At 57.1% G+C, this 25,051-nt stretch carries 20 protein-coding genes and 1 tRNA gene; 17 read left to right on the top strand and 4 right to left on the bottom strand.

The window, feature by feature from the left end:
- Positions 1–307: transposase (locus tag G565_RS0115305; protein WP_028671684.1), on the top strand; the 307-nt coding region annotated here is incomplete at its 5' end.
- A gap of 14 nt (positions 308–321) precedes the next feature.
- On the opposite strand, the gene G565_RS0115300 is transcribed toward G565_RS0115305, so the two are convergent.
- From G565_RS0115300 to G565_RS0115290, 3 genes are all read right to left on the bottom strand, one after another.
- Complete coding sequence (locus G565_RS0115300; protein ID WP_028671683.1) at positions 322–858, bottom strand: hypothetical protein; 537 nt, start codon at positions 856–858, stop codon at positions 322–324.
- 165 nt (positions 859–1,023) lie between these two features.
- Positions 1,024–2,919 carry a propionyl-CoA synthetase gene (locus G565_RS0115295; protein ID WP_028671682.1) on the bottom strand — a complete coding sequence of 632 codons (1,896 nt, stop codon included), beginning with the start codon at positions 2,917–2,919 and terminating at the stop codon, positions 1,024–1,026.
- Positions 2,920–3,136: 217 nt separating this feature from the next.
- Positions 3,137–4,054, bottom strand: a complete 918-nt coding sequence (locus G565_RS0115290; RefSeq protein ID WP_084649418.1) for a DMT family transporter — start codon at positions 4,052–4,054, stop codon at positions 3,137–3,139.
- Positions 4,055–4,306: 252 nt separating this feature from the next.
- Here G565_RS0115290 and G565_RS0115285 point away from each other — a divergent pair, with 252 nt between their 5' ends.
- Entirely contained in the window at positions 4,307–5,509 is a 1,203-nt protein-coding gene (locus G565_RS0115285) for a multidrug effflux MFS transporter (protein ID WP_028671680.1), read from the top strand.
- 361 nt (positions 5,510–5,870) lie between these two features.
- Positions 5,871–6,977 carry an aminotransferase-like domain-containing protein gene (locus G565_RS0115280; RefSeq protein ID WP_051208024.1) on the top strand — a complete coding sequence of 369 codons (1,107 nt, stop codon included), beginning with the start codon at positions 5,871–5,873 and terminating at the stop codon, positions 6,975–6,977.
- Between the two features lie 32 nt (positions 6,978–7,009).
- On the opposite strand, the gene msrA is transcribed toward G565_RS0115280, so the two are convergent.
- The gene (gene msrA / locus G565_RS0115275; protein WP_028671678.1) at positions 7,010–7,630 is read right to left on the bottom strand and encodes a peptide-methionine (S)-S-oxide reductase MsrA; all 621 of its coding nucleotides are present in this window, start codon (positions 7,628–7,630) and stop codon (positions 7,010–7,012) included.
- Between the two features lie 292 nt (positions 7,631–7,922).
- Here msrA and G565_RS0115270 point away from each other — a divergent pair, with 292 nt between their 5' ends.
- The 14 genes from G565_RS0115270 to G565_RS0115205 all read left to right on the top strand — a co-directional run bounded on the left by G565_RS0115270 (position 7,923) and on the right by G565_RS0115205 (position 25,043).
- Positions 7,923–8,324, top strand: a complete 402-nt coding sequence (locus G565_RS0115270) for a PilZ domain-containing protein (protein WP_028671677.1) — start codon at positions 7,923–7,925, stop codon at positions 8,322–8,324.
- A 228-nt stretch (positions 8,325–8,552) separates the two neighbouring features.
- Positions 8,553–10,253, top strand: coding sequence for a peptide ABC transporter substrate-binding protein (locus tag G565_RS0115265; protein ID WP_245584195.1), 1,701 nt, complete (start codon positions 8,553–8,555; stop codon positions 10,251–10,253).
- A 356-nt stretch (positions 10,254–10,609) separates the two neighbouring features.
- On the top strand, positions 10,610–12,226 hold the full coding sequence (locus G565_RS0115260) for a peptide ABC transporter substrate-binding protein (protein ID WP_028671675.1): 1,617 nt from the start codon (positions 10,610–10,612) through the stop codon (positions 12,224–12,226).
- 201 nt (positions 12,227–12,427) lie between these two features.
- Positions 12,428–13,351, top strand: a complete 924-nt coding sequence (oppB, locus tag G565_RS0115255) for an oligopeptide ABC transporter permease OppB (protein WP_028671674.1) — start codon at positions 12,428–12,430, stop codon at positions 13,349–13,351.
- 11 nt (positions 13,352–13,362) lie between these two features.
- Complete coding sequence (locus tag G565_RS0115250) at positions 13,363–14,292, top strand: ABC transporter permease subunit (RefSeq protein WP_028671673.1); 930 nt, start codon at positions 13,363–13,365, stop codon at positions 14,290–14,292.
- A 20-nt stretch (positions 14,293–14,312) separates the two neighbouring features.
- The gene (locus tag G565_RS0115245) at positions 14,313–15,284 is read left to right on the top strand and encodes an oligopeptide/dipeptide ABC transporter ATP-binding protein (RefSeq protein WP_037339617.1); all 972 of its coding nucleotides are present in this window, start codon (positions 14,313–14,315) and stop codon (positions 15,282–15,284) included.
- Complete coding sequence (oppF, locus tag G565_RS0115240; RefSeq protein ID WP_051208021.1) at positions 15,281–16,315, top strand: murein tripeptide/oligopeptide ABC transporter ATP binding protein OppF; 1,035 nt, start codon at positions 15,281–15,283, stop codon at positions 16,313–16,315. The genes G565_RS0115245 and oppF overlap by 4 nt, the downstream gene beginning before the upstream one ends.
- Positions 16,316–16,680: 365 nt before the next feature.
- The gene (gene ilvD / locus G565_RS0115235; RefSeq protein WP_028671670.1) at positions 16,681–18,528 is read left to right on the top strand and encodes a dihydroxy-acid dehydratase; all 1,848 of its coding nucleotides are present in this window, start codon (positions 16,681–16,683) and stop codon (positions 18,526–18,528) included.
- Positions 18,529–18,535: 7 nt separating this feature from the next.
- Positions 18,536–19,867: a hypothetical protein gene (locus tag G565_RS0115230; RefSeq protein ID WP_028671669.1), complete on the top strand. Its 1,332-nt coding sequence runs from the start codon at positions 18,536–18,538 to the stop codon at positions 19,865–19,867.
- A complete protein-coding gene (mutY, locus tag G565_RS0115225) occupies positions 19,827–20,879 on the top strand; it encodes an A/G-specific adenine glycosylase (protein ID WP_028671668.1) in 1,053 nt (350 codons plus the stop codon). Before G565_RS0115230 ends, mutY begins: the two co-directional genes overlap by 41 nt.
- 183 nt (positions 20,880–21,062) lie before the next feature.
- Positions 21,063–21,329, top strand: a complete 267-nt coding sequence (locus G565_RS0115220) for an oxidative damage protection protein (RefSeq protein ID WP_028671667.1) — start codon at positions 21,063–21,065, stop codon at positions 21,327–21,329.
- A 158-nt stretch (positions 21,330–21,487) separates the two neighbouring features.
- Positions 21,488–21,563, top strand: a tRNA-Phe gene (locus G565_RS0115215).
- 500 nt (positions 21,564–22,063) lie between these two features.
- Positions 22,064–23,821, top strand: coding sequence for an IucA/IucC family protein (locus tag G565_RS0115210; RefSeq protein WP_028671666.1), 1,758 nt, complete (start codon positions 22,064–22,066; stop codon positions 23,819–23,821).
- A gap of 10 nt (positions 23,822–23,831) precedes the next feature.
- Positions 23,832–25,043, top strand: coding sequence for a type III PLP-dependent enzyme (locus G565_RS0115205; RefSeq protein ID WP_028671665.1), 1,212 nt, complete (start codon positions 23,832–23,834; stop codon positions 25,041–25,043).
- Positions 25,044–25,051 lie beyond the last annotated feature (8 nt).

The following is a 25,051-nucleotide window of genomic DNA, read 5'->3' as shown; positions in this document are numbered from 1 at the left end:
TATCAAAGAACATTTCCGACCCTTTTGGGACTACCACAGTAAAGGTTGGGCGAAACGCTATTTTGAGAAGTGGTACAGCTGGGCTATTCGTTGCCGTTTGGAGCCCATCAAGAAAGTGGCCAGAATGCTAAAAGCGCATAAAAATGGCTTGTTGAATTACTTCGATCACCGGATCAGCAATGCCGTCGCCGAGGGATTAAACTCAAAGATTCAGACGGTAAAGTCCAATGCTCGAGGTTATCGTTCTTTCGAAGGCTTTAGAACGAGCATACTGTTTCACTGTGGGAAGCTGGATATGCTGCCATAGGGTTCCACAGAGTTTTACAAAGAGCCATATTTAAAGGATTGGTCTTCTTCCGTGCGGTAATAGACGATGTCATCACCGTCGCGAACCCAGTAGACGTCAAGATTTCCCGCAAGGGAACTGTGCTCATCGGTCCCACCCCGATAGAACGCATCCGCACGGTCATACCCGTCTGGTTCGAAGTGAGCATAAGCCGAGCCCAGACTGGGCCCCTCGACCAACACAGCCTGAACCAGATCATAAACCGCAGCACGTTCCAGAGGGTCCCGGTCCATTTCGTTCCCGGCCGCCGTGTTGCTCAGCACCGTGCCAAGCACGCGAGACAGATCAAAACTGCGGTTAAGAAAGGTTTCTACATCGCCCGCGATCAGTTCAGCGGTATTGGTCAGGTCCTGCTCGACCAGACTCTCAATCGAGGTTCTGGCATTAGCGACAGCCACGTCACCGTTGGTTTGCATCGCATACCAGCCGGTTCCGGTAACCGCAAACAAAGCCAGGGTAATAGCCAGGGCAGTGCCCAGGGTGAGTTTCCAGCGAAGTGACCAGTTCTGCAAGGGGCGCCCTCTACGACATCGGCCCAATCCATCACATGGGATCAGGCATACTTTCCCAGTATAGACAAAGAACCCGAGGCCCATGCGCAAAGTTCGATTGCCAGGCCCCCCTGGCCACACAACAAGGGGAATTGCGCCTATCTGGTAAAGTGGTTAAAACAGCCATTACTCACTCAACCGTTCCCGAATTTCATCCAGAATGGCGGGGTCGTCGATGGTGGATGGAACTTGAAGGTCCTCCCCGTTGACCATCTGGCGCAAGGTTTTTCTCAATATTTTTCCCGAACGGGTCTTTGGCAACCGTTCGACGATCAGTGACTGATTAAAGCATGCCAGCGCGCCAATCTGACGTCGAACCGACGCGACAAGCTCTGACTTCAGCGCGTCTTCATCCCCAACAAAACCGTCTTTCAGAACCACCATGGCCAACGGTAATTCACCTTTCAGCTCATCGTGAACCCCAAAAACGGCGCACTCGGCGACTGCCGGATGAGCCGCGACGATTTCCTCCATCTCGCCAGTGGAAAGCCGGTGTCCGGCAACGTTGATGACATCATCCAGGCGACCCATCACGAACACATACCCCTGTTCATCGCGGTAACCGCCGTCGCCTGAGAGATAATAGCCCGGAAACTGGGACAGATAGCCCGCTATGAACCGGTCGCTGTCTCGCCAGATCGTCGGTAGGCACCCCGGGGGCATGGGCAGCCGAATGGCAACCGCACCTTGCTGGTTGGCTTCACAGGGTTCGCCATAGGCGTCCAGTATCTCAACCTGAAACCCCGGGGTTGGCAAGGTTGCCGACCCGGCTTTGACCGGCATTTGTTCTATGCCCACCGGGTTGCAGGCAATGGCCCAGCCGGTCTCGGTTTGCCACCAGTGATCCAGCACCGGCAAGCCAGTTTTGTCGACGAGCCAGTCATAGGTCGGCGGATCGAGACGTTCGCCCGCCAAAAAGAGTTTCTGCAAACTGGAAGTATCGTATTGCGCCATCAAAGCAGCATCGGGGTCTTCTTTTCTGATCGCCCGGAACGCCGTTGGCGCGGTAAACAGCGCGGTGACTTTATGGTCAGCCACCACACGCCAAAAGGCACCGGCATCCGGCGTTTTCACCGGTTTACCCTCATAAAGTACCGTGGTGCAACCAAAGATCAGCGGCGCGTACACAATGTAAGAATGCCCCACCACCCAGCCAACATCAGAGGCGGCCCAGAACACCTCGCCCGGGCTCATGCCGTAAACGACGTCCATGCTGTAGTGCATGGCCACCGCGTGTCCGCCATTATCGCGCACGACTCCCTTGGGCTTGCCGGTTGTACCGGAGGTGTACAACACATAAAGCGGATCGGTCGCCTTTACCCGCACCGGTTCTGCTGGCTCGGCCATGGCCAGTGCTTCTTTCCAGTCCAGGTCTCGTCCGGCCTGCATCCGGGCTACGGCCTGCGGACGCTGAAGAATCAGTGTAGACGCGGGTTTGTGACGGGCTTCTTCCAGTGCAGCGTCCAGTATGGGCTTGTACTCAATCACCCGGTTGACTTCAATGCCGCACGAAGCCGAAATCACCACGGTCGGTTCGGCATCATCGATACGCACCGCCAGCTCATGAGCGGCAAAACCACCAAATACGACGGAGTGAACCGCACCAAGCCGCGCACAGGCCAGCATGGCCATCACCGTTTCAGGCACCATGGGCATGTATATCACCACCCGGTCGCCCTTGCCTACGCCCAGGCCGCGCAGTGCTCCGGCCACCCGTGCCGTTGCATCACGCAGCTCACGGTAGGTAAATCGCTGCACAGAGTCGGTGACTGGAGAGTCATAAATCAGCGCGGTCTGTTCGCCCCGACCAGACTCTATCTGGGCATCCAGTGCCAGGTAGGCGGTATTAAGCTCACCATCGGCAAACCAGCGATACAGCCCTTCATTGCCCAGGCTGGCTCCCTGCGTGGGAGGCTGATACCAGCCAATGCGCTTACTTTGCGTCAGCCAGAACGTATCCGGATCGGCCACGCTGGCCTGGTATTCAGAAAAGTAGTCGAGAACAGCGGGCATCTGAGTCATAAATTCACCGTATTGTTTTAGCGTTCGGGCTGTATACCTTGCCGGGAACCCACGTCAGCACTGATCCCGTTTTGAGCATCATCCGTTAGAAAAACTATGCGCCCAATAACGGCAGGGTCCCATTAGACATTGGGCGTAAAGCAACCGGCACCAAGCTCTATCGAGTGATGAATTGACACAGAAGAAAAACAAAGGAATAAAGCATTCTATAGAAGTGTTATCTGGGTAGGCTGCCCAGTTGTTGACTGCGCCCATAAACCACCAGCCCCAGAGTGCACAGGGCAATCGCACCCCAGTGCAGGGACGATGGCCATTCATTTAAAACCGGTATAGCCAACAAAGCAGCACTGGCGGGTACAAAGGCCATAAACAGGGAACTGGTCATCGACCCCAATTCGCGAATAACAAAGCCCAGCAGAAACAACGCCAAGACACTGACGACTACTCCCTGATAGACCACTTGCAACAACACATCCTTCAGCGGTGCTTCGGGTAAGACATGGGGCATCAGCCACCAAATTGGCACAAACATAAGGCCGTTGATCCAGGGCACCCAGACCAGAATATCCCGGGTACTGACGTGCCAGGCCTTCACCGCGGTCATGTAGATCGACATGACCCAGGCAGCGGCAAACAGCAACAGCAGGCCTGCTACCGGAACCGTTTGATTGATCAGTGTTGGCCCTACCATCAGACCATTGGCAACCACCACCAGGGCAACCCCTAGCCAGGCACCGGCTCGAAAACGCTGTTTCAACAACACAATGGCCAGCACGCCACTGATGACAGGCAAACTGCCATTGACCAACACCCCCGCCTGAGCCGCGGGACTCAACAACAGCCCGTAAAAGCTGAGCAGGGTATAGGGAAAGCCGCACCCCAGTGCCACAACCAGAGCCCGACCCCACCGAACACGACGCCAGGGGTAGGTCAGCGCCCAGGGCAAGGTACACAAAGCCGCCGTACCATAACGCAACAGGGTAATGTCAGCCGGTGTCAGCACGGTTTTTACACCCAGGCGCGACAACACCAACCACCCCGACCAAATGGCGATAACCGCCACACCACCCAGCAATGCAAGGCCAGTCTTGGGGGAGGCGGGGTCGATTGACGTAGAGCTCTCGTGCGTCGGCATCCTGGATCAACATAGCAGTGTTTGAGTGGGCCGAAGATTACTGGTTTCCCCGTCGGCACACCAGCCAGCCCGGTAGCACCCTGCCCGATTGCCAGAACCACCCGGCCATGTAGCCAGAATTGAACGCTACAGCCCGAACAGATTGCTCCTGGTGCCCGGCGGTGGCACGCGAAGTCTTGTATAATCGTTCATCTTTTTGTGCAGGCAGGGCGTCGTCTCTGCCTGTTGTAAGGTCTCAACTAACAGGTTCGCATGAAATCCACGCTTCAATTTTCAATTCTCCTTGCCGCTACCATGGCCCTCGGCCCGCTGGCCATCGATGCATATTTGCCCGCTTTTCCAGTGATCGCCCAGGATCTGGGGGTTAGCCAGAATCAGGTGTCCCTGACGCTGAGTTTGTATGTATTTGGTCTGGCACTGGGCCTGATCATTGGCGGCCCTTTATCTGACCGTTACGGTCGGGCGCCTGTGCTGCTGACCGGTCTCGGTATTTACGCCATCAGCGCAATTGCCATCAGTCGCAGTACCGATGTGCAGTGGATGATCCTCTGGCGGTTAATTCAGGCCTTCGGCGGCGGCTGGATAGCCGTCAGCGTTCCCGCCCTGGTGCGCGATACCGCCCGTGGCCGGGATGCGGCACGGCTGTTTTCACTGATCGCCCTGATCATGTTCATCGCCCCGGCCATTGCACCGTCGTTGGGCTCGATTCTGCTCTGGGTTGGTGACTGGCCACTGATTTTCTATTTCCTGGCGGTCTACGCCGTCGGTGTCGGCGTGCTGATGTGGTTTCGCCTGTTGCGCCATCAGCCCCGAAAGACCGGTGCCAAAGAACCGGTTTCGCGATTGCTGACCAACTATCTGGCGGTGCTGCGCCACCCCATGGCCTGGCGGCACGTTGTGATTCAATCGCTGGCCTTCAGCACCGTAATGCTGTTTGTTACTCACGCCTCCTTCATGTACCAAACCTGGTTTGGCCTGAACAACGCCCAGTTCTCCATTGCCTTTGCCTCCGGTGTGGTCTGCATGGGCGTACTGGGCACCCTGAACCGGCGCCTGCTGCTCAGCTATTCGCCGGTGCTGTTGCTGAAAATCGCGCTGGTGATTCAAGCTGGGGCTCTGTTGCTGATGAACCTGTTTCTGGGCTTCAACAGCCAGAGCCTGTACGCCTTTTTACCAATGATGATTCTGGTCGGCGGCACCATCGGCGCCATTGCCCCCAACAACCAATCGGCCTATCTGGAACACTTTGGCCGACTCAGCGGCACAGCCAGTGCTTTGATCGGGGCCGCCCAGTTCATTGTCGCCGGTACCATCAGCACTGCGTCTACCTGGATCGTCGATGGCTCGATTCAGCGCATTGCCCTGGCCATGCTTGTTTGCTCCCTGCTCGCAACCCTGAGCGGCCTGACTCTGGCCAACCACCCGGCACCGTCGGAGGAGACTGAAACTCCTTAAGCTCAAATTTGGCCGCTTAATTTCGCTCCATCGCCTTGAACCCGCAACGGGCAGTAGGGTTGCTTCAACGGGGGCGCCGTAAATACCCCGAGACCGGGGTGCCGGACCAAACGTACCGCCATGTAGGCTTAACCTCGGGATGTGAATCCCTTCCATGGGATTCACCCTACGGGCTCGCTACGCTCACACTAAAACGCTCCCGGCGTTTTTAGTCCATGCCTCAGATACCTTCGAAGAAGCAACCCTACCACCCGTCGCTGGACCACTGCGGACTGTGAAACATGAGTCTAAGGGGTTTGAAGCATTCACCTGTTGCAGTCAAACTGAGTGCATCTCTGGCAAACCGAGGAGCAGCTTGCCCATGAGCTGGACTACCACTCAAGTAACGGCCCCGGCCCACCGGATTGACCTCGGTATTGGTCAACCCGACCCTGCGCTGCTACCAGCCGATCTGTTTCAGCAGGTCTCTCTGGAAGCCCCGGCCCTGGCCTATGGCACCGAAGCGGGTGATGAGCGCTTTCGCAGCGCTCTGGCAACCTGGCTGAACCGGCGACAAACCCAGCCGGCCAGCGCCGGTAACCTGCTGGTGACCAATGGCTCTTCCAACGCCCTGGACATGATCTGTACCCGGTTCAGCCAGCCCGGCGATACGGTCCTGGTCGAAGACCCCACCTACTTTATCGCCCGCAGACAACTGTCCGACCATGGCCTGACCACTATTGCAGTGCCCATGGACGAGAACGGCGTCGATATTCTGGAACTGGCGGCCCTGATCGACCAGCACAAGCCGGCCTTCTTCTACACCATTCCAACCTTTCACAACCCTACCGGCATTACCCAGAGCACCGAACGCCGGGCGCAGTTGGTAGCACTGGCGCGGGACACCGGTTGCCCGGTGGTTGCCGATGAGGTGTATCAGTATCTCTACTACGACCAGCCACCGCCGGATCCGCTGGCCAGCTTCGACGATCGGGCGCCCATCCTGTCGATCGGTTCCTTCTCCAAATTGCTGGCGCCGGGGTTGCGACTGGGCTGGATTCAGGCGCCACAAGCCATGCTGGCACCCTTGATCGGCAGCGGTCTGTTGGCAAGCGGTGGCGGACTGGCACCGGTCACATCGAGTCTGGTCAGGCCCCTGCTGGAAGACGGCCGGTTCGATCACCATCTGTCGCGGCTTTCGGATATCTACCGACGCCGACTGGCAACACTGGTGCAAGGGCTGACAGATCATCTGGACGATCGGCTTGAGTGGACGACACCCAAAGGCGGGTTTTTTATGTGGACGCACTGGCGCAACGGAGCCGATACCGACGCCATGCTGCTGCGTGCCCATGAGGTGGGCGTGGGCTTTCAGCCCGGTCAGAAATTTTCAGCCTCACCGGAACAAGCCAGCGCCATGCGTTTGTGCTTCGCCTTTTACGACGAAGCCAAACTGACGCAAGCTTGTGAGAGACTGAGTCGTCTCTAGGCACTTGTGACAACCGTTACAACGCAAGCGGCCTAAAGCGGGCAGACCGCCCCGGTACCTTTCAGGCCACAGTAGCCGTTAGGGTTTTTCAGCAAATATTGCTGATGGTAGGTTTCGGCGAAGTAAAACGGCGGTAACGGGCCAATCTCGGTGGTAATACTGCCCTTTCCGTTTGCTTTCAGCGCTGTTTCAAAAGCATCACGCGTGTGTTCGGCTACCGCGATTTGCTCGCCGGTTCCGTAGATCGCTGACCGGTATTGAGTGCCTATGTCGTTGCCCTGACGCATGCCCTGTGTCGGATCATGTGCTTCCCAGAACGACTTCAACAGAGCCGCGAGCGACACTTGGCTGGGGTCATACACCACCCGCACTGCCTCGGTATGGCCGGTCAAACCGGAGCAGACTTCGTCATACGTCGGGTTTGGGGTCAGACCTCCGGCATAGCCTACTGCGGTATTGCGTACACCAGGCAGCGTCCAGAAATGGCGCTCTGCCCCCCAGAAACAGCCCATGGCGAGGACGATTTCTTCGCAACCGTCGGGAGTGTCGCGCATGTCTGTATCGAACACCGCATGTTGGAATTCTACCGGTAATGGTGTTTCCCGACCGGGCAGCGCAGCGCTGGCGGCGGGCAAGTCAGTGGATCTTGCCATGGAAGTCTCCTTTGTGATTGCACCCTAAATGAGCGCCAACTATAGTGAATTCAATGGGCACTGATCACCCATTTACTTTTAGTTGCCTCAGCCGATAACCATAGGAGTCTGTCGAACTTAGGGGGATTGAAGCGAGGGAGTGGGAAGACGAGACCAAATTTTCGCAAATTTCGTGTGCATAGTGGGCCTATGTGCTCGAAATTTGCGGATATTTGGGCCGTCGTCCCGCTTCCGCAGCCAATTCATCCTAAGTCCGACAGACTCCTAGCGATCCCGTCACCTGGAGACATTCATGTCCGACAACCATAGACGCTTTCAACGCATTGAATTCAATGCCCGCATCGAATTGCGCCTGGGTGACCCGGCCCAACCCGACCTTTACCCCGGTATATTGCGTGACATCAGCCTGAAGGGTGCTCTTGTCGTCCTCGGTGATACCGGAGACATCCCCGAGGTTAACAGCACCGGGCAACTGGTCGTGCAGCTCGACCAGAGCGACGTAGTGCTCAATATGGAAGTAGAGGTCTCCTATTACCACGCAGAGCGCCACGCCTGCGGTCTGAACATTCTGTCGATGGATGTCGACACAGCCTCCCATCTGCGACGCCTGGTCGAGGTCAACCTGGGCGACGATGCAGCCCTGCAACGAGAGCTGAGTAACCTGATTGAGGTCATGGAAGCCGAACACAGGTAGCTGTGTTAACCAACCCCTGTTTTTTGCGCCATCATTGCCCGCAATGCGTAATGTATGGCGTTTTACCCTTTCCCTCGTTGATGTTTGCTGGCCTCTGTGACAGTTTCTGCGCCACTTTACTTACCGTTACATCAGTCCACTGCAACTGGCGTTTACGAACTCGGCGGGCTAGCAACGGCTGCCTTAAGCTTTAAACCGGGCTGCATTACTCAAACAGGGAGATTACTTATGATAAAACCCATCGCAATGGACTGGCGCAAGACGCTGGCCGCCACTCTCATCACCGGCGTCACACTGGCAGGCTGTTCACAGGGCGGTGAGGATACCGCTTCACAATCGCCTTCCGGCGATCCCGACGGCTCCACCGAGAGCCAGGAGCCGGCAGGCAATATGCACCCGGTAACGGGTGAAGCGCTGGCTGAAGAGCAAGTATTCACTTACCGTGCATTGGACGAATCATCATCACTGGATCCCCAGCTGGTTGAAGATGTGGATGGCTCCTACATCGCTCGCGACCTGTTTGAAGGTCTGCTCAACGCCAATAAACAGGGCGATCTCATTCCAGGTGTCGCCCAACGCTATGAGACCGAGAACAACCAAATCTGGACGTTCCATTTGCGCGACGATGCCAAGTGGTCAGACGGTCAACCGGTCACCGCACAAGATTTCGTCTATGCTTGGCAGCGCGCCGTCGACCCGGAACTGGCCTCTCCCTATTCCTGGTATATGAACCTGATGGCACTGGAGAACGTCGATGCAATTCTGGATGGCGAACTGCCGCCATCGGCGCTGGGCGTCGAAGCCATTGATGAAACCACCCTGCGGGTCAGCCTCAGCCGTCCGCTGCCCTATTTCGCACAAATGGTCGTGCACGCTACCACCTTTCCCGCTCCGCAATGGGTCATCGAAGAACACGGCGAAGACTGGACTCAACCGGGCACCCTGGTCGGCAACGGCGCTTTCGTGCTCACCGAACACGTGATCAACGAACGACTGGTTCGGGAACGCAATGAACAGTACTGGAACAACGAAAACAACCTGATGGACCGGGTCGTGTCCCTGGTCATCAACGATGAAAATCAGGCGCTCAACCGCTACGACGCCGGCGAACTCGACAAAACCGACGTCCCGGCAGGCCAGTACCCGCGGCTGGAGTCTGAGTATCCGGATCAGGCTCACGTGTTCCCACAGCTGTGCAATTATTACTATATATTCAACACCAACGTAGAGCCTTTCGACGATCCGCGCGTGCGTCGGGCTCTGTCTTACGCGATCGACCGCAATGTTGTGGTCAACAACGTATTGCAAGGTGGACAATACCCGGCCTACACCTTTACACCGACCCTGACCGCCGGCTTCACCCCACCCGATGTTGACTGGGGTGAGTGGACCCAGAGCGAGCGGGATGCCCGCGCTGTTGAATTGCTGGCCGAGGCTGGCTACGGCCCGGACAACCCGCTGGAAACCAGCCTGCTGTACAACACCGATGAAGCTCACCGCAAAGTGGCCATTGCCGTCAGCAACATGTGGCAGGAAAAGCTAGGCGTTGAAGCCACACTGGAAAACCAGGAATGGACCACCTTTTTGACCACGCGCGGCGAAGGCGACTTTGACATTGCCCGTGGCGCCTGGTGTGGCGACTTTAATGAGGCATCCACCTTTCTGGATTTAATGCAATCACGCTCCGGGTACAACGACGCCCATTACAACTCGGGGGAATACGACCGCCTGCTGGCCGAAGCCCAGACCCAATCGGACCCGAGCGCCAACTACACGGCTATGGAAGGCCTGATCGCCACAGATATGCCCAACGCCCCGGTTTACCACTACACCGAGGTCATCATGCTTAAACCGGGTGTCAAAGGCTGGCCATTTGATGATATTCAACAGAATATCTACAGCCGCAACCTTTACATCGTCGCCGACTGAAAAGCCTGCCTCCAAGTCGACGTAGGCCGGGCTCTCGTCCCGGCCTTTTGCCGTCTTAAAACCCGGGTTAAAACGCCGTTCCGAAACGTGGTATTGTAAAACACTTCAGCGATAAACCCCGTTCACAACGCCCATTCCCAAGCCTGCGTCACAGATTCACCAGTAAAGTGAACCATACAGTCATTTTTTTTGGCCCATAGATTGATGTTTATTGCAGGATGTGAAAGTTTACATGCCTTGTTTCGCATCAGGCTAAGACCTGGGAACAGACACTGTTGTGAGCCTCGCCTTATCCTGGCAACGGCTTTTCATAGGTCATTTACTAAAAACTAGAACGATTCATAAGAGGGTTAATCATGAAAACTCTGCACAAAACACTGGCTGCGGCTGTTGTATCCGCCTCGCTGATGGGCACGACCGTGCTCGCCGAAGACACTCATCCGGTTACCGGCGAACAACTGGCCGATGAGCAAGTATTTACCTACCGCGCACTGGATGAATCCTCATCGCTGGATCCTCAGGTGGTTGAAGATGTCGATGGTTCCTACATCGTTCGCGACCTCTTTGAAGGCCTGCTGAACTCCGACCCCGAAGGCAACATCGTACCGGGCGTTGCCGAGCGTTGGGAAACCGACGACAACCAAAACTGGACGTTCTACCTGCGTGACGACGCCAAATGGTCCGATGGCGAGCCCGTGACCGCCAACGATTTCGTCTACGCCTGGCGCCGCGCCGTCGACCCAGAGCTGGCCTCACCCTACGCCTGGTACATGAGCCTGATGGCACTGGAAAACGTCGATGCCGTTCTCGAAGGCGAGATGGAAGACACGACTCTGGGTGTCGAAGCTGTTGATGAACATACCCTGAAAGTCAGCCTGACCCGCCCCATGCCCTATTTTGACCAGATGGTCACCCACGCCACCACCTTCCCGTCGCCCCAGTGGGTGATTGAAGAGCACGGTGATGACTGGACCAAACCCGGCAACCTGGTCGGTAACGGTGCTTTCGTGCTGACCGAGCACGTCATCAACGAACGCCTGGTGCGTGAGCGTAATGACCTGTACTGGGACAACGACAACAACCTGATGGACAAAGTGGTGACCCTGGTCATCAACGATGAAAACCAGGCACTGAACCGTTACGATGCTGGTGAACTGGATAAGACCGACATTCCTGCGGGCCAATACCCGGCTCAGGAGTCCGAGCGTCCCGAAGAAGCGCATGTATTCCCGCGTCTGTGTAACTACTATTACTCGTTCAACAACGAAGTCGCACCGTTTGATGACGCCCGCGTTCGTAAAGCTCTGTCCTACGCGATCGACCGGAACGTCGTCGTCGACAACGTATTGCAGGGTGGTCAGTTCCCGGCCTACACCTTTACCCCCGCACTGACGGCAGGCTTCACCACGCCCGACGTCGACTGGGGACAGTGGACTCAGGCCCAGCGTGACGAGCGTGCGAGGGAGCTGCTGGCTGAAGCCGGTTACGGCCCGGACAACCCTCTGCGCACCACCTTGCTGTACAACACCGATGAAGCCCACCGCAAAGTGGCCATTGCGGTCACCGCCATGTGGAAGCAGAAACTCGGCGTTGAAGCCACTCTGGAAAACCAGGAGTGGACGACCTTCCTGACTACGCGTGGCGAAGGTGATTTCGAAATTGCCCGTGGCGCCTGGTGTGGCGACTACAACGAAGCCTCAACCTTCCTCGATCTGATGCAGTCTGGTTCAGGCTACAACGACGCCAATTACGACTCGGCCGAGTATGACCGTCTGTCTGCTGAAGCCCAGACCATGACCGACCCAAGCGCCAATTACACCCAGATGGAAGAATTGGCCGCCGAAGACATGCCTAACGCGCCTGTGTACCACTACACCGGCATCATCATGGTCAAACCCGACCTGAAAGGCTGGCCTTATGAAGATGTTCAACAGAACATCTACAGCCGCAACCTGTACAAAGTCGCGCAATAATCGGCGATTGACGTACAGATAAACAGCGGCCTTCGGGCCGCTGTCTTTTGAGAATACCCTCCTGTTCACTCAAACATTCCGCTGCTTCTCTTTTGTTTTCAAAGGTTTACGGATTGTTACCGAATAAAGTCCGGATTCTGTTCCGGCTTGTCCTTCAGGTTGGGTAGAATCGCCGGTCATCATTTTGCAGGCAACTTCACTATGTTCAATTTTGTGCTCCGCCGGATCGCTGTCGCGATACCGACCCTGCTCATTCTGGTCTCTATTTCGTTTTTTTTGATGTTTTCCGCCCCCGGTGGCCCGTTCACTTCTGAACGCCCAATACCTCAGGCGGTAATGGAAAACATTGAAGCCAAATACAATCTCGACAAACCGGTCTACCAGCAACTGGGGATCTACATCTGGAACATCGTGACCGATTTCGATTTTGGCCCTTCGTTCCGGTACCAGGACAGAACCGTTCTGGATTTGATCGAAAGTGGTTTTCCAGTCACTCTGACCTATGGTTTCTGGGCCTTTGTCTTCGCCGTCACCATCGGCGTAGCCCTGGGGGTCATCGCTGCACTCAAACACAATACCGCCGCTGACTACACAGCCGTCAGCATTGCCATTGTCGGCCAGGTACTGCCCAACTTTGTCATGGCGCCGATACTGGTCCTTATCTTTGTTCTCTGGCTCGGTTGGTTGCCCGGAGGCGGCTGGCAAGGTGGCCAGATCGAGTACATTATTTTGCCCGCCATAGCACTGGGTACCAGCTTCCTGGCCAGCATTGCCCGCATCACCCGGTCCAGCATGCTGGAAGTTCTGAACTCCAATTACATTCGCACCGCACGCGCCAAAGGCTTGCCGTTCAGATACATCGTCTGGCGCCATGCCCTGAAGCCGGCCATGTTGCCCGTTGTGTCTTATCTCGGCCCGGCTTTCGTGGGCATGATCACAGGCTCGGTCATCATTGACTCCTACTTCACCACCGGGGGCATCGGCGTGCACTTCATTAACGGCGCCCTTAACCGGGATTACGCCGTCATCATGGGGTTCACCATTCTGCTCGGCACCCTGACCATCGTTTTCAACATGCTGGTCGATATTCTTTACGCCTGGATTGACCCCAAGATTCGTTACTAAGGTTCACCATCATGCTGACGCACAAGAAAACCAACGTAGAAGACCTGGCCGAAAACCTCGGCAACGAGACCCCCGTGGGTCGCAGCCTCTGGCGCGATGCCATGCATCGTTTTTCCCGCAACAAGGCCGCCATGGCTGGCCTCGTAGGCCTGCTGCTGATCGTACTGTTTGCCGCCATCGGTCCGTTTGTCGCCGCCTGGCACTATTCGGACATCGACTGGGGATTGATGGGCAACGCTGCCAGCGCTGGACAGCCTTCCATTGAAAACGGGCATTATTTCGGTGTTGATGATCTGGGTCGGGACCTGTTCGCCCGAACCGTACAGGGCAGCCAGATTTCCCTGCTGGTCGGCACCATTGGTGCACTGATTGCCGTGGTTATCGGAACGCTTTACGGAGCCACAGCCGGTTACTTCGGCGGCCGGATCGACAGCATCATGATGCGCACGGTCGACATCCTGATGTCCATTCCTTACATGCTATTCCTGATACTGCTGCTGGTGATGTTCGGTCGTTCCATACTGCTGATCTTCATTGGCATTGGCGCTATTTCCTGGCTGGAAATGGCACGGATCGTCCGCGGCCAGACCCTGTCGATCAAAAACAAGGAATACATTGAGGCTGCCGTTGCCTCCGGGGTGAGGCCTTTCAAAATTGTTCTGCGCCATGTTGTACCCAACCTGTTAGGCGTGGTTATTGTTTACGCCACCCTGCTGGTTCCCCAGATGATTCTGACCGAATCGTTCATTTCCTTCCTGGGCCTGGGTGTGCAAGAGCCACAAACCTCCTGGGGCGCACTGATCAATGACGGCGCCGGTACAATGCGCTACGGCACGCTCTGGCAACTGATGTTCCCACTCGGTTTCTTCATCGCCACCCTCTTAAGCTTTTTCTTTGTCGGTGACGGCCTGCGCGATGCGCTAGACCCGAAAGACCGTTGAGACACAGGAGCCACTGAATCATGAATTTATTATCAGTCAACGACCTGGGCGTCAGCTTCGACACGCTCGACGGTCAGGTTAACGCCGTCAACGGTGTCAGTTTCGATCTGGCCAAGGGCGAAACCCTGGCCATTGTAGGGGAATCCGGTTCTGGCAAAAGCCAAACCGCTTTTTCCATCATGGGCCTACTTGCTCGCAACGGCCACTCCAGTGGCAGCGTCAAATTCGACGGTGTTGAAATTCTGAACCTGCCCGAACAGGGGATGAACCGCATTCGCGCCGATAAAATCGGCATGATCTTTCAGGATCCGATGACCTCACTGAACCCGTTCATGAAAGTCAGTAACCAGATGACCGAAGTGCTGATGCATCACAAGGGAATGTCGCGCCGTGATGCACTCGAAGAATCGATCAAAATGCTCGATGCGGTACGCATTCCCGAAGCGCGCAACCGCATTCACATGTATCCGCACGAATTCTCCGGCGGCATGCGCCAGCGCGTCATGATCGCCATGTCGCTGCTGCTGCGCCCTCAATTACTGATCGCCGATGAACCGACCACGGCACTGGACGTCACCGTTCAGGCGCAAATCATGAAATTGCTCAAAGACCTGCAAGGCGAGTTCAACACCGCCATTATTCTGATCACCCACGACCTGGGTGTGGTCGCCGGGTCCTGCGAAAATACACTGGTGATGTATGGCGGTCGGGTCATGGAATACGGCAGCACCGAAGCCCTGTTCGAGAACCCGAGCCATCCGTACACCAAGGGTCTGTTGCGCGCTATCCCGAGGCTCGACCAGGATGGCGAAGAGTTGCTGACCATTCCCGGCAACCCGCCCAACATGCTCAAGTTGCCGCAAGGCTGTCCGTTCCAGCCACGATGCAGTTATGCCCATGATCGCTGCATTACCGAGGAACCGGCCCTCACCACCAACAACAGCCTGCAGCGTGAACGCGCCTGCCACGCCGATCCGGAGGCCCTGGTATGACCGAGCACACCCAAGCTGACGCCCCAAACACCATTGCCACGGACGATTCGCCCAAAAAGCTGTTGTCGGTGCGTGACCTCAAAGTCTATTTCGACATCTTCCCGAAAGGGGCGATGCCCTGGACCAAACCGAGCAAACTGAAAGCCGTCAACGGCGTCAGTTTTGACTTGTATGAAGGCGAAACGCTGGGCGTAGTCGGCGAGTCCGGTTGTGGCAAATCAACCCTGGCGCGCGCGATCATCCGCATGCTGCCGGTTGAAGGCGGTGAAGTCGTCTGGCTGGGTCAGGACCTGGCACCGCTGAAAGACAAGGCCATGCGCAATCATCGCAAAGACATCCAGATGATCTTTCAGGACCCGCTGGCGTCATTGAACCCGCGCATGACCATCGGCCAAATCATCGCCGAACCCTTACAAACCCACTACCCGGAACTGGGCAAGGCCGAAGTAAAAGAGCGCGTGGCCGACATGATGAAAACCGTCGGTTTGTTGCCCAACCAGATTAACCGCTACCCGCATGAATTCTCTGGCGGTCAGTGCCAGCGTATTGGCATTGCACGGGCGCTGATTCTCAAACCGAAACTGATCATTTGCGACGAACCGGTCTCCGCTCTGGATGTATCGATTCAGGCGCAGGTCATCAACCTGCTGATGTCGCTGCAAAAGAAAATGGGGTTATCGCTGATCTTCATCGCCCACGACCTGAGCGTGGTCAAACACATCTCGACCCGCATCATGGTGCTGTACCTGGGTAATGTCATGGAAGTGGCCGACGCCGCCGATATCTACCGGCAGCCACGCCATCCCTACACCCAGGCGCTGATTTCAGCGGTCCCGATTCCAGACCCGAAAATCGAGCGCAATAAGGAAGTGATCCTGATCGAGGGCGACCTGCCCAGCCCGATCAACCCGCCCTCAGGCTGCGTGTTCCGCACCCGCTGCCCGAAAGCCGACGCCAAATGCGCCGAGCAAAAACCAGAGCTGGTGTTTGCCCAGGGTACGCATCAGGTGGCCTGTCACTATTACGACTGACCAGTCGATATCCCTCCCTATCCACCCGGTTTCGGCCGGGTGCCGCTTTCGCAACAATCCATTGGCAATATTGCACTGTCCACAACCGCTCCTTTGGTTACAATCGCATGAATAGCAAATAGCCACATATACAGTGGTGGCTGCCGGGTGGGCTCATCCGGGGGAGTCCGCAGCAGGGATGCTGCGGTCTAGGCTCCATGGACGGATCTACGCCGACCCCGGATGAGCCTACCCGGCGGTCAACACAGACTCATGCCACCGGCGGGGGAACAATAAACCGCTGAGCTAACTGACAGCCACTGGGAAAACGCTGAAAAGCGGCTAGATGCCAAGTCGCATCGCCTCACAAACAACAGGATTTACCCATGCCCGAGTATCGTTCCAGAACCACTACCGCCGGTCGTAACATGGCGGGCGCCCGCGCCCTGTGGCGTGCCACCGGCATGAAAGACGACGATTTTCAGAAGCCCATTATTGCCGTCGCCAACAGTTTCACCCAGTTCGTACCAGGCCATGTTCACCTGAAAGATATGGGGCAACTGGTCGCGCGGGAAATCGAGAAAGCCGGCGGCGTCGCCAAAGAATTCAACACCATCGCGGTCGATGACGGTATCGCCATGGGCCACGACGGCATGCTGTACAGCCTGCCCTCACGCGAAATCATCTCCGATTCAGTCGAATACATGGTCAACGCCCACTGCGCCGATGCCCTGGTGTGTATTTCCAACTGCGACAAAATCACCCCGGGAATGCTGAACGCGGCCATGCGGCTGAACATCCCCGTCATCTTTGTCTCTGGCGGCCCGATGGAAGCCGGAAAGACCAAACTAGCCGATCACGGTCTGGATCTGGTCGACGCCATGGTCATCGCCGCTGACGACAGCGCCGATGACGAAACCGTCGCCGAATACGAGCGTAGCGCCTGCCCGACGTGCGGCTCCTGCTCCGGCATGTTCACCGCCAACTCCATGAACTGCCTGACCGAAGCCATTGGCCTCTCACTGCCCGGTAACGGCAGCACCCTGGCCACACACTCCGACCGTCGTCGTCTGTTTGAAGAAGCCGGCCACCGCATCGTCGACATCGCCAAGCGCTACTACGAAGGCAATGACGACTCGGTATTGCCCCGTAACGTCGCCAACTTTCAGGCGTTCGAAAACGCCATGGCGCTCGACATCGCCATGGGCGGTTCAACCAACACCATCTTGCACCTGCTGGCCGCTGCGCAGGAAGGCGAAATCGACTTCTCGCTCACAGACATAGACCGGCTGTCGCGTCAGATTCCCCAACTGTGCAAAGTGGCGCCGAACAACCCGAATTACCACATGGAAGATGTGCACCGGGCCGGCGGTGTCTACGGCATTCTCGGCGAGCTAGACCGGGCGGGTTTGCTGCACTCGGAGCTGCCCACCATACACTCCAAAACCCTGGCCGATGCCCTCAACCAATGGGACATCATGCGCACCGATGACTCAGCGGTTAAGCAATTCTTCCGCGCGGGCCCGGCAGGCATACCCACCCAGGAAGCTTTCAGCCAATCGACCCGCTGGCCAACGCTCGATGGCGACCGCCAGAATGGCTGCATTCGCAGTGCAGAAAACGCCTACAGCCAGGAAGGCGGCCTCGCCGTGCTCTATGGCAACATCGCCGAAGATGGTTGCGTGGTCAAAACCGCAGGCGTCGATGAAAGCATTCTGACGTTCCGCGGCAAAGCCCGCATCTTTGAAAGCCAGGATTCCGCCGTGGCCGGTATTCTTGATGATCAGATCAAGGCAGGCGATGTCGTGATCATCCGTTACGAAGGCCCCAAAGGTGGCCCGGGCATGCAAGAAATGTTGTACCCGACCAGCTACCTCAAATCAAAAGGCCTGGGCAAAGAGTGCGCGTTGCTGACTGACGGACGTTTTTCAGGCGGTACCAGTGGTTTGTCTATCGGCCATGCTTCACCTGAAGCCGCAGCCGGTGGCGCCATTGCCCTGATTCAAGACGGCGACGATATTGTCATCGACATCCCCAACCGATCGATCAATGTGGACGTATCCGATGCCGTTCTGGCAGAACGCCGCGCCGACATGGCCAACCGGGGCGCACAGGCCTGGAAGCCCGCTGAGCCGCGCAAGCGTAAGGTCACCGGCGCATTGAAGGCCTATGCCTTGCTGGCAACCAGTGCCGACAAAGGCGCGGTGCGTAATCTGGACATGCTGGAAGACTGATACACAAATGACTCACCCCCTGACACGCCGGCTGGCCTTGGGCTTCGCCGGCGTTTTTGCGTTAATGCTGATTTTCATCGGTGCGCGTGTGCTCAGCTGGGCACCGGAACCCTGGCTTTTACAGCAACTGAACGACGCCGGGTTTGAACTGGATGCAGGAGCTTTCGGCACCAGCCAGAACCAGGGTTTCAGTCGCGTATGGACCGATGTCGCCTACAGCACCGAGCACAACGACTGGGTCGCATCCCGTGTTCAGGTCAATCTCAATCCAGTGTCGGTGCTGATCGGCCAGCCTCAGATCCGCGACATTCAGATCACCAACGGTTTCTGGTTCAGCCAGAGCCCGGGTACTGCGGACGCCTTGCCCGGTTTCACCCGCCTGCTCGACGCCCTGGCTCCCCAGAGGCTAATGCTAAACGGTGGCAACCTGGTTATTGGTGACCTGGAAATCACTCAAATAGAAGCCGCTTTCGAACGTCGCGGCAGCAGCGACCGCTACAACAGCCAGATCACCACCCAATGGGCGCACAACGACCTTAGGGCCAGCAGCACCGCACAGGCCATCCTTCAATGGCACAACGAGGGCGTACGGCTCAGTGATGCCGAGTTCAGTGCCAGGTTAACCTCCGGCCCATGGCCCGGTATCGCCAGCGGCCAATGGCGTGAAGCCCGAATCGACAGCGACCAACTGGCCATCGACTTTTTATCCTGGCATAGCGTCCGGCAGCCCCTCGGCAATGCTTTCCCCAAGGGTCTGGAATGGGCGGGTGGCTTGGAAGCTCTACGCTACAGCGGCGACGGCTGGGTGTTTGCCGAACTGGATTCGGCGCTGGCTTTCAGTGGCCGTGAACCCAACACAACGCACCGGCTGGGAACCCGGGGCCAGTTCCTCAAGCTCCGCAACGGACAATTGTCCGGCCTATCGGCGGTCTCATACCGCGAGGAAACCGTCGGCACCCAGCCATCGGACATCACCGCCACGCTGCAAGGCGAAGTCACTGCAAGCGCCACCGACTGGCATTGGCAAGCACCCAAACTGTTGATCGGCGTCACTGAAAACAGCCAGCAGCGCAGTCACAACCTCAGTGCCGCAACGCTGGCGCTTGAACCATCGAACCAACAATGGGCGCTTACAGACGGCGACTGGATCATCCAGATAGACGGTGAGCCCGAACAATCGTACGGCTTTGGGGTACTCAACGGAGACTGGCCCGGCCTCAGCCTCAACAGCGCGCCCGACTGGACCACCCCGCTGAACACCGACCTGACCCTTTTACGCAGTAACCTGGAGTGGATAGATGCATTGCGACGCGAGCTGGTTTCAACACCAGGTTCTTGACTGGTATGACCACCACGGTCGCAAAACATTGCCGTGGCAACAGGCCAAAACGCCCTACCGGGTCTGGATTTCCGAGATCATGTTGCAGCAAACGCAGGTGGCAACCGTCATCCCGTACTTTGAACGCTTCATGGAACGCTTTGCGACCGTAGAAGCCCTGGCCGATGCCCCGCAAGACGAAGTCCTGCATCACTGGACCGGCCTGGGCTACTACGCCCGCGCCCGCAACCTGCACAAGGCGGCACAACAGCTGGTAGAGCAGCACAACGGTGTCTTCCCGGAAACCGTCGAAGGCGTCAGCGACTTGCCCGGCATTGGCCGCTCCACCGCAGGTGCCATCCTGAGCCTGAGCCGGGGCACCTATGCCCCCATACTCGATGGCAACGTCAAGCGGGTGCTAAGCCGGTTCTTCGCACTGGAAGGCTGGCCCGCCACCACCGCCAACCTGAAGCAGCTATGGGAGTGGGCCGAACACCTAACCCCCAAAGAACGCGTCACCGACTTCAACCAGGTAATGATGGACCTGGGCGCTATGGTCTGCACCCGCAGCAAACCGACATGCGCTACCTGCCCGCTGCAACCGGAATGCAAAGCCTACCAGCAGGGCCGCACGGCCGAACTGCCCGCAAAAAAGCCAAAGAAAGACAAACCCACCCGGGACACCTGGCTGTTGATCCTGAGAGCGCCAAACGGTGACATCTACCTGGAAAAACGACCCCAAAGTGGCATCTGGGGCGGCTTACACAGCTTTCCCCAGTTCGAGAGCCGGGATCAGGCCGAGCAACACCTGGCGCTCACCGGCCTGGAGTCAGAACCGGAAGACTGGACACCCTTTCGCCACACGTTCAGCCATTACCACCTGAACATTCACCCGCTGTTCGTAACACTGCCCCGCGTGCCAAATACCGTGCGCGAGGCTGCGAGTGATGCAGGCCTCTGGTACCATCCCGGTATTGCCAGTCAGGTTGGCCTCAGTGCCCCGGTGAAGGCGTTGCTAAGTCAGTTGTTCTAATTTAGGTTTCAGAATTAGCACGATACGAGCGGCGGATGCCGGTGATGCCTCTAAGGGGGAGTCCGCAACATGGATGTTGCGGCCTAGGCCCCATGGACGGGTTTACGCCGACCCTTCAGAGGTATCACCGGTAACCGACGCGGGCCAACACCACCAGACGAACCCCAAACGAAGGACAGATTCATGACTCGCACGGTACATTGCCGCAAATATGACCGGGAACTGGAAGGCCTCGACAAGCCTCCTTATCCCGGCCCCAAAGGCCAGGACATCTTCGACAACGTCTCCAAACAAGCCTGGGAAGAGTGGCAAGCCCACCAAACGCGCCTGATCAACGAAAAACACCTCACCATGACAGACCCGGCTGCGCGCAAATACCTGATGGAGCAGATGGACCGATTCCTCAGCGGGCAAGACTATGACCAGGCAGAAGGTTACGTGCCAGAGTGAGCCGCAGCCAGTGCACACCGGGCTGTTCATAATTTAGCCAAAACCCGGGAATCTTTAAAAAAATCAAAGATTTAAACCAAAAAAGGTTGACGCCAAAACGGAAAATTCGTTTAATACGCCTCGTTCGAGACGCACGGCACGCCGAGCACCACGAACATGCCCAGATAGCTCAGTCGGTAGAGCAGGGGACTGAAAATCCCCGTGTCGGTGGTTCGATTCCGCCTCTGGGCACCATCAAGATTTAGCAGAAGAGCCTGGCTTACGCCGGGCTTTTTTGTGCGTGGCTATAATAGAATCGAGCCGCTCTTTACCCATGGTTCGATGGATAATCGCCCTCCATGGCGACCCCCCTCCAAGCGGCTTCGCCGTCCTACACTGCCCTTCCCTGCTCCCGGCAGTGCAGTCCGCCTCTGGTCAGTACCTCTTTTTAGGTTACCTGGCATTACTCACCAACTTTGGAATAAGTTGGAATATCCTTTTGGAATATCCAGTAGTTTTCAGTAGCTCTTACTCATTTCATCTTTCTGTCGCCAACAGACCCATGGTGGCGTCTCAGGGCTGTTGACGCTCCGTTGATTGCCCTATCAATCTTCCACCGGCTTGGCTTCAATGCCTTTCCTGCGTGATGCGCTTCACGGTTCAAACAATTCACCCCATGATTCAAGCCAAACAATTGATAATAGTTATCATTTACATTACGGTGACCGCTCTTTTCGGACAAGGGGACCTTTCCGATGGTGAGACATCACACTCAGGCGGACATTCTGTCCATTGAAGCCTTGCTCAATTGCTATCTCAGGGAAGTGGCTTTGCCGAACCAGTGGCTATCGTTCACCCCTACACTCATGCACGGGTTTGTGGCGACTTTGTCGCTGACGACTCAGGGATGCTCGTTGTACTTTTTGGTTCATTCGGTGTCTGTCACCGCCAATTATCACTACCTTCGTCTTCCCTCCCTCACTCCAAACGGCCCGGAACTCGATCTCGATCGGCTGGCAGTGTTGTTGCTGACCGAACTGTGTCACTTGGAATGCGAGCAAGACTGCGCCGAGCTGCTGGAGCAAATTCGCTGCAGCCGTGTCGTCCAGAATCAGATTCTTAGCCTTAAGGATCGCCCCCGGAGGCTGCCGGATGGAGTGATCGACGCGTTCATTGTTGGCGAACAGTCCATGACGGTGGGACACCGCTATCACCCCACGCCCAAGTCGCGTCAGGGCATGAGCGAACAGGAACTGCTCGACTATTCCCCCGAGCACCGCGCCCGCTTCCAGTGGCGATGTTTTTCGGTACCAATAGAGGTTTACGGCGCGCGTGGCGACATTGACTTGCAGACCTTCATACGCGACCAATGGATGCCCGATCTCGAAGTAAACGAGGGGCGTGCCCTGTTACCGGTACACCCCTGGCAGGCGCGCTATCTGACGGCACAACCCGAGGTACGGCGTTGGTTGCGGCGAGGACTGCTGCAGGATCACGGCCAGGCTGGACGGTCGCTTTATGCCACCTCCTCGTTGCGCAGTTGCTATAGCCCAGAACTGGACTACATCGTCAAGGGGTCGCTTAACGTTCGGCTAACCAACTGCGTGCGCAAAAACGCCATCTATGAACTGGATACGGCAGTTACGCTCAGCACAGTGGTGCGACCGTTGGCGCAATCGCTGCAAAGCCTGGGTTTTACAATGCTGTACGAACCGGCCTATCAAAGCCTGAAACCGGCGGACGATGTTGCCTGCGAATGGGTTGAGGGGTTCTCGTTCATTGCCCGCGACAATCCTTTCCGTGATGAGCATTTAGGCCATCGCCCGGTAATGGCAGGGGCTCTGTTCGCGCCGCAACCGGATGGCCCGCCCCTTATTCGAGAGGAGATCAAAGCGGCCAGCAGGGTATTGAAAACCGGCTACTTCAATGCCGCCCTGTTATGGTTCAACGCCTTACTCGACATCATGATCGAGCCAGTGCTGCGCATGTATTTCGAACACGGCGTTGTGCTTGAGCCCCACCTGCAAAACAGTGTGATCGGTCTAAAACATCATTTGCCGGTGCACTACTATTATCGCGACCTGGAAGGCACCAAGTTGCTGGCAGAACTCTGGCCGGCATCGGAACTCGCCGATTTGTCGACGCACGCCGTGCGCCGTGTTCATTACGATGCCGATCAGGGTTGGAATCGGGTCTGTTATTGCCTGCTACTGAACACCCTGGCCCAGGCCGTATTCTACATCAGCGACGGCGATGAATTGCTCGAGCGCAGCCTCTGGCGAGCCGTGGCAGACTACCTGGACGAAATGAGTGTCCGCCTGCCGGCCGGCCAAAAGCGTATACGGGCGTTGCTGAAATCCGCCTACTTACCCAGCAAGGCCAACCTGTTAGTGCGCTTTCGCAAACACGCCGATCGAATGGCCGACTATGTGATGACGGCGAACCCGATCCACCGGGCCCATGCCGAGGACGCCCGGCACGCCTTGGCGGAACAGCTGGACCCGGCAGTATGAGGAGAGCCCAATGATCCATCACGACCCAAACCGGGTACCCACCGTCATCCAGTCCTTCTGTCGCCGACTGGCCGATAATGCGGACGACCCTGTCTCTGCTTTCGTCTATGACCTGGATGCTCTTGTGCAGCGTGTCCGCTGGTTGCGCTCTCATCTGCCCGAGGGCGTTGAACTCTTCTATGCCATCAAGGCCAACAGCGAGGCGTCAATCCTGAATACGCTGGCGCCCTGGGTCGACGGTTTCGACTTGTCATCCGGTGGCGAGGTTCAGAAGGTAATCGGGAGCGATCTGACTAACGCCTGTGTTCTGTCTGGTCCGGGCAAGCTGGACAGCGAACTGCGACTGGCGATTACAGCTGGCGTCGAGCGGGTGCATCTGGAAAGCCTGGATGAAATTCGTCGACTGAACACGCTAGCGGCTGAAGCCGGGATAACCCAACGTGTTTTGCTTCGGGTGAACCCGGTACTGCCGCAGACGCTGTCGAGCCGATTGTCTATGGCAGGGCAACCCACGCCGTTCGGCATTGAAGAAAGACAGCTGGCAGAGGCCGTCAAGCGGGTGGAGGGCAGCGAACACCTCGAACTCGGCGGTTTCCATGTCCACGCCATGTCGCACCAGACCGACCTTCACCGCCACCAGCCATTGCTCGACGGCTTGCTCGATAAATGGCCTATTTGGCAGGCGCTGGCCGAACACCCGGCAACGATCACTCAACTCAATGTGGGCGGCGGCATGGGGGTGAACTACCTCGGTCCGGATCAGTTCAACTGGCCAGCCCTGTGCCAGCACCTGCATCAGCGCTTGGCCTGGTTGTCCAACCCGCCCCGGGTCCGTTTTGAACCGGGGCGTTTCATCACCGCCTACTGTGGCTATTACCTGATGCAAATCATCGACCTGAAGCACAACCACGGCGAAGAATTCGCCGTCTGTCGCGGCGGCACCCACCACTTCCGACTGCCAGCTGCCCAGGAGCACGATCATCCTGTGGTGCATTTACCCGCAGACCCGGGGCGCGGCGGGAGCGAACGCCGGGTCACTGTCGTCGGTCAGTTGTGCACCCCCAAGGATGTCATGGCACGGGGCGTGCGCATGACCGAACCCCGACGCGGCGACCTGTTAGTCCTGCCATTGGCCGGCGCCTATGGCTACAACATTTCGCATGCGGATTTCCTCTGCCACCCCCGCCCGGACCTGCATTTCATTCACGGCGGGTCGATTTAATGCGTTGG

This window comes from Saccharospirillum impatiens DSM 12546, from assembly GCF_000423605.1.
Classification (GTDB): Bacteria; Pseudomonadota; Gammaproteobacteria; order Pseudomonadales; family Natronospirillaceae; genus Saccharospirillum; species Saccharospirillum impatiens.
The sequence above is the reverse complement of the archived record's forward strand: the minus strand, read 5'-3'. Positions and strand labels throughout refer to the sequence as shown.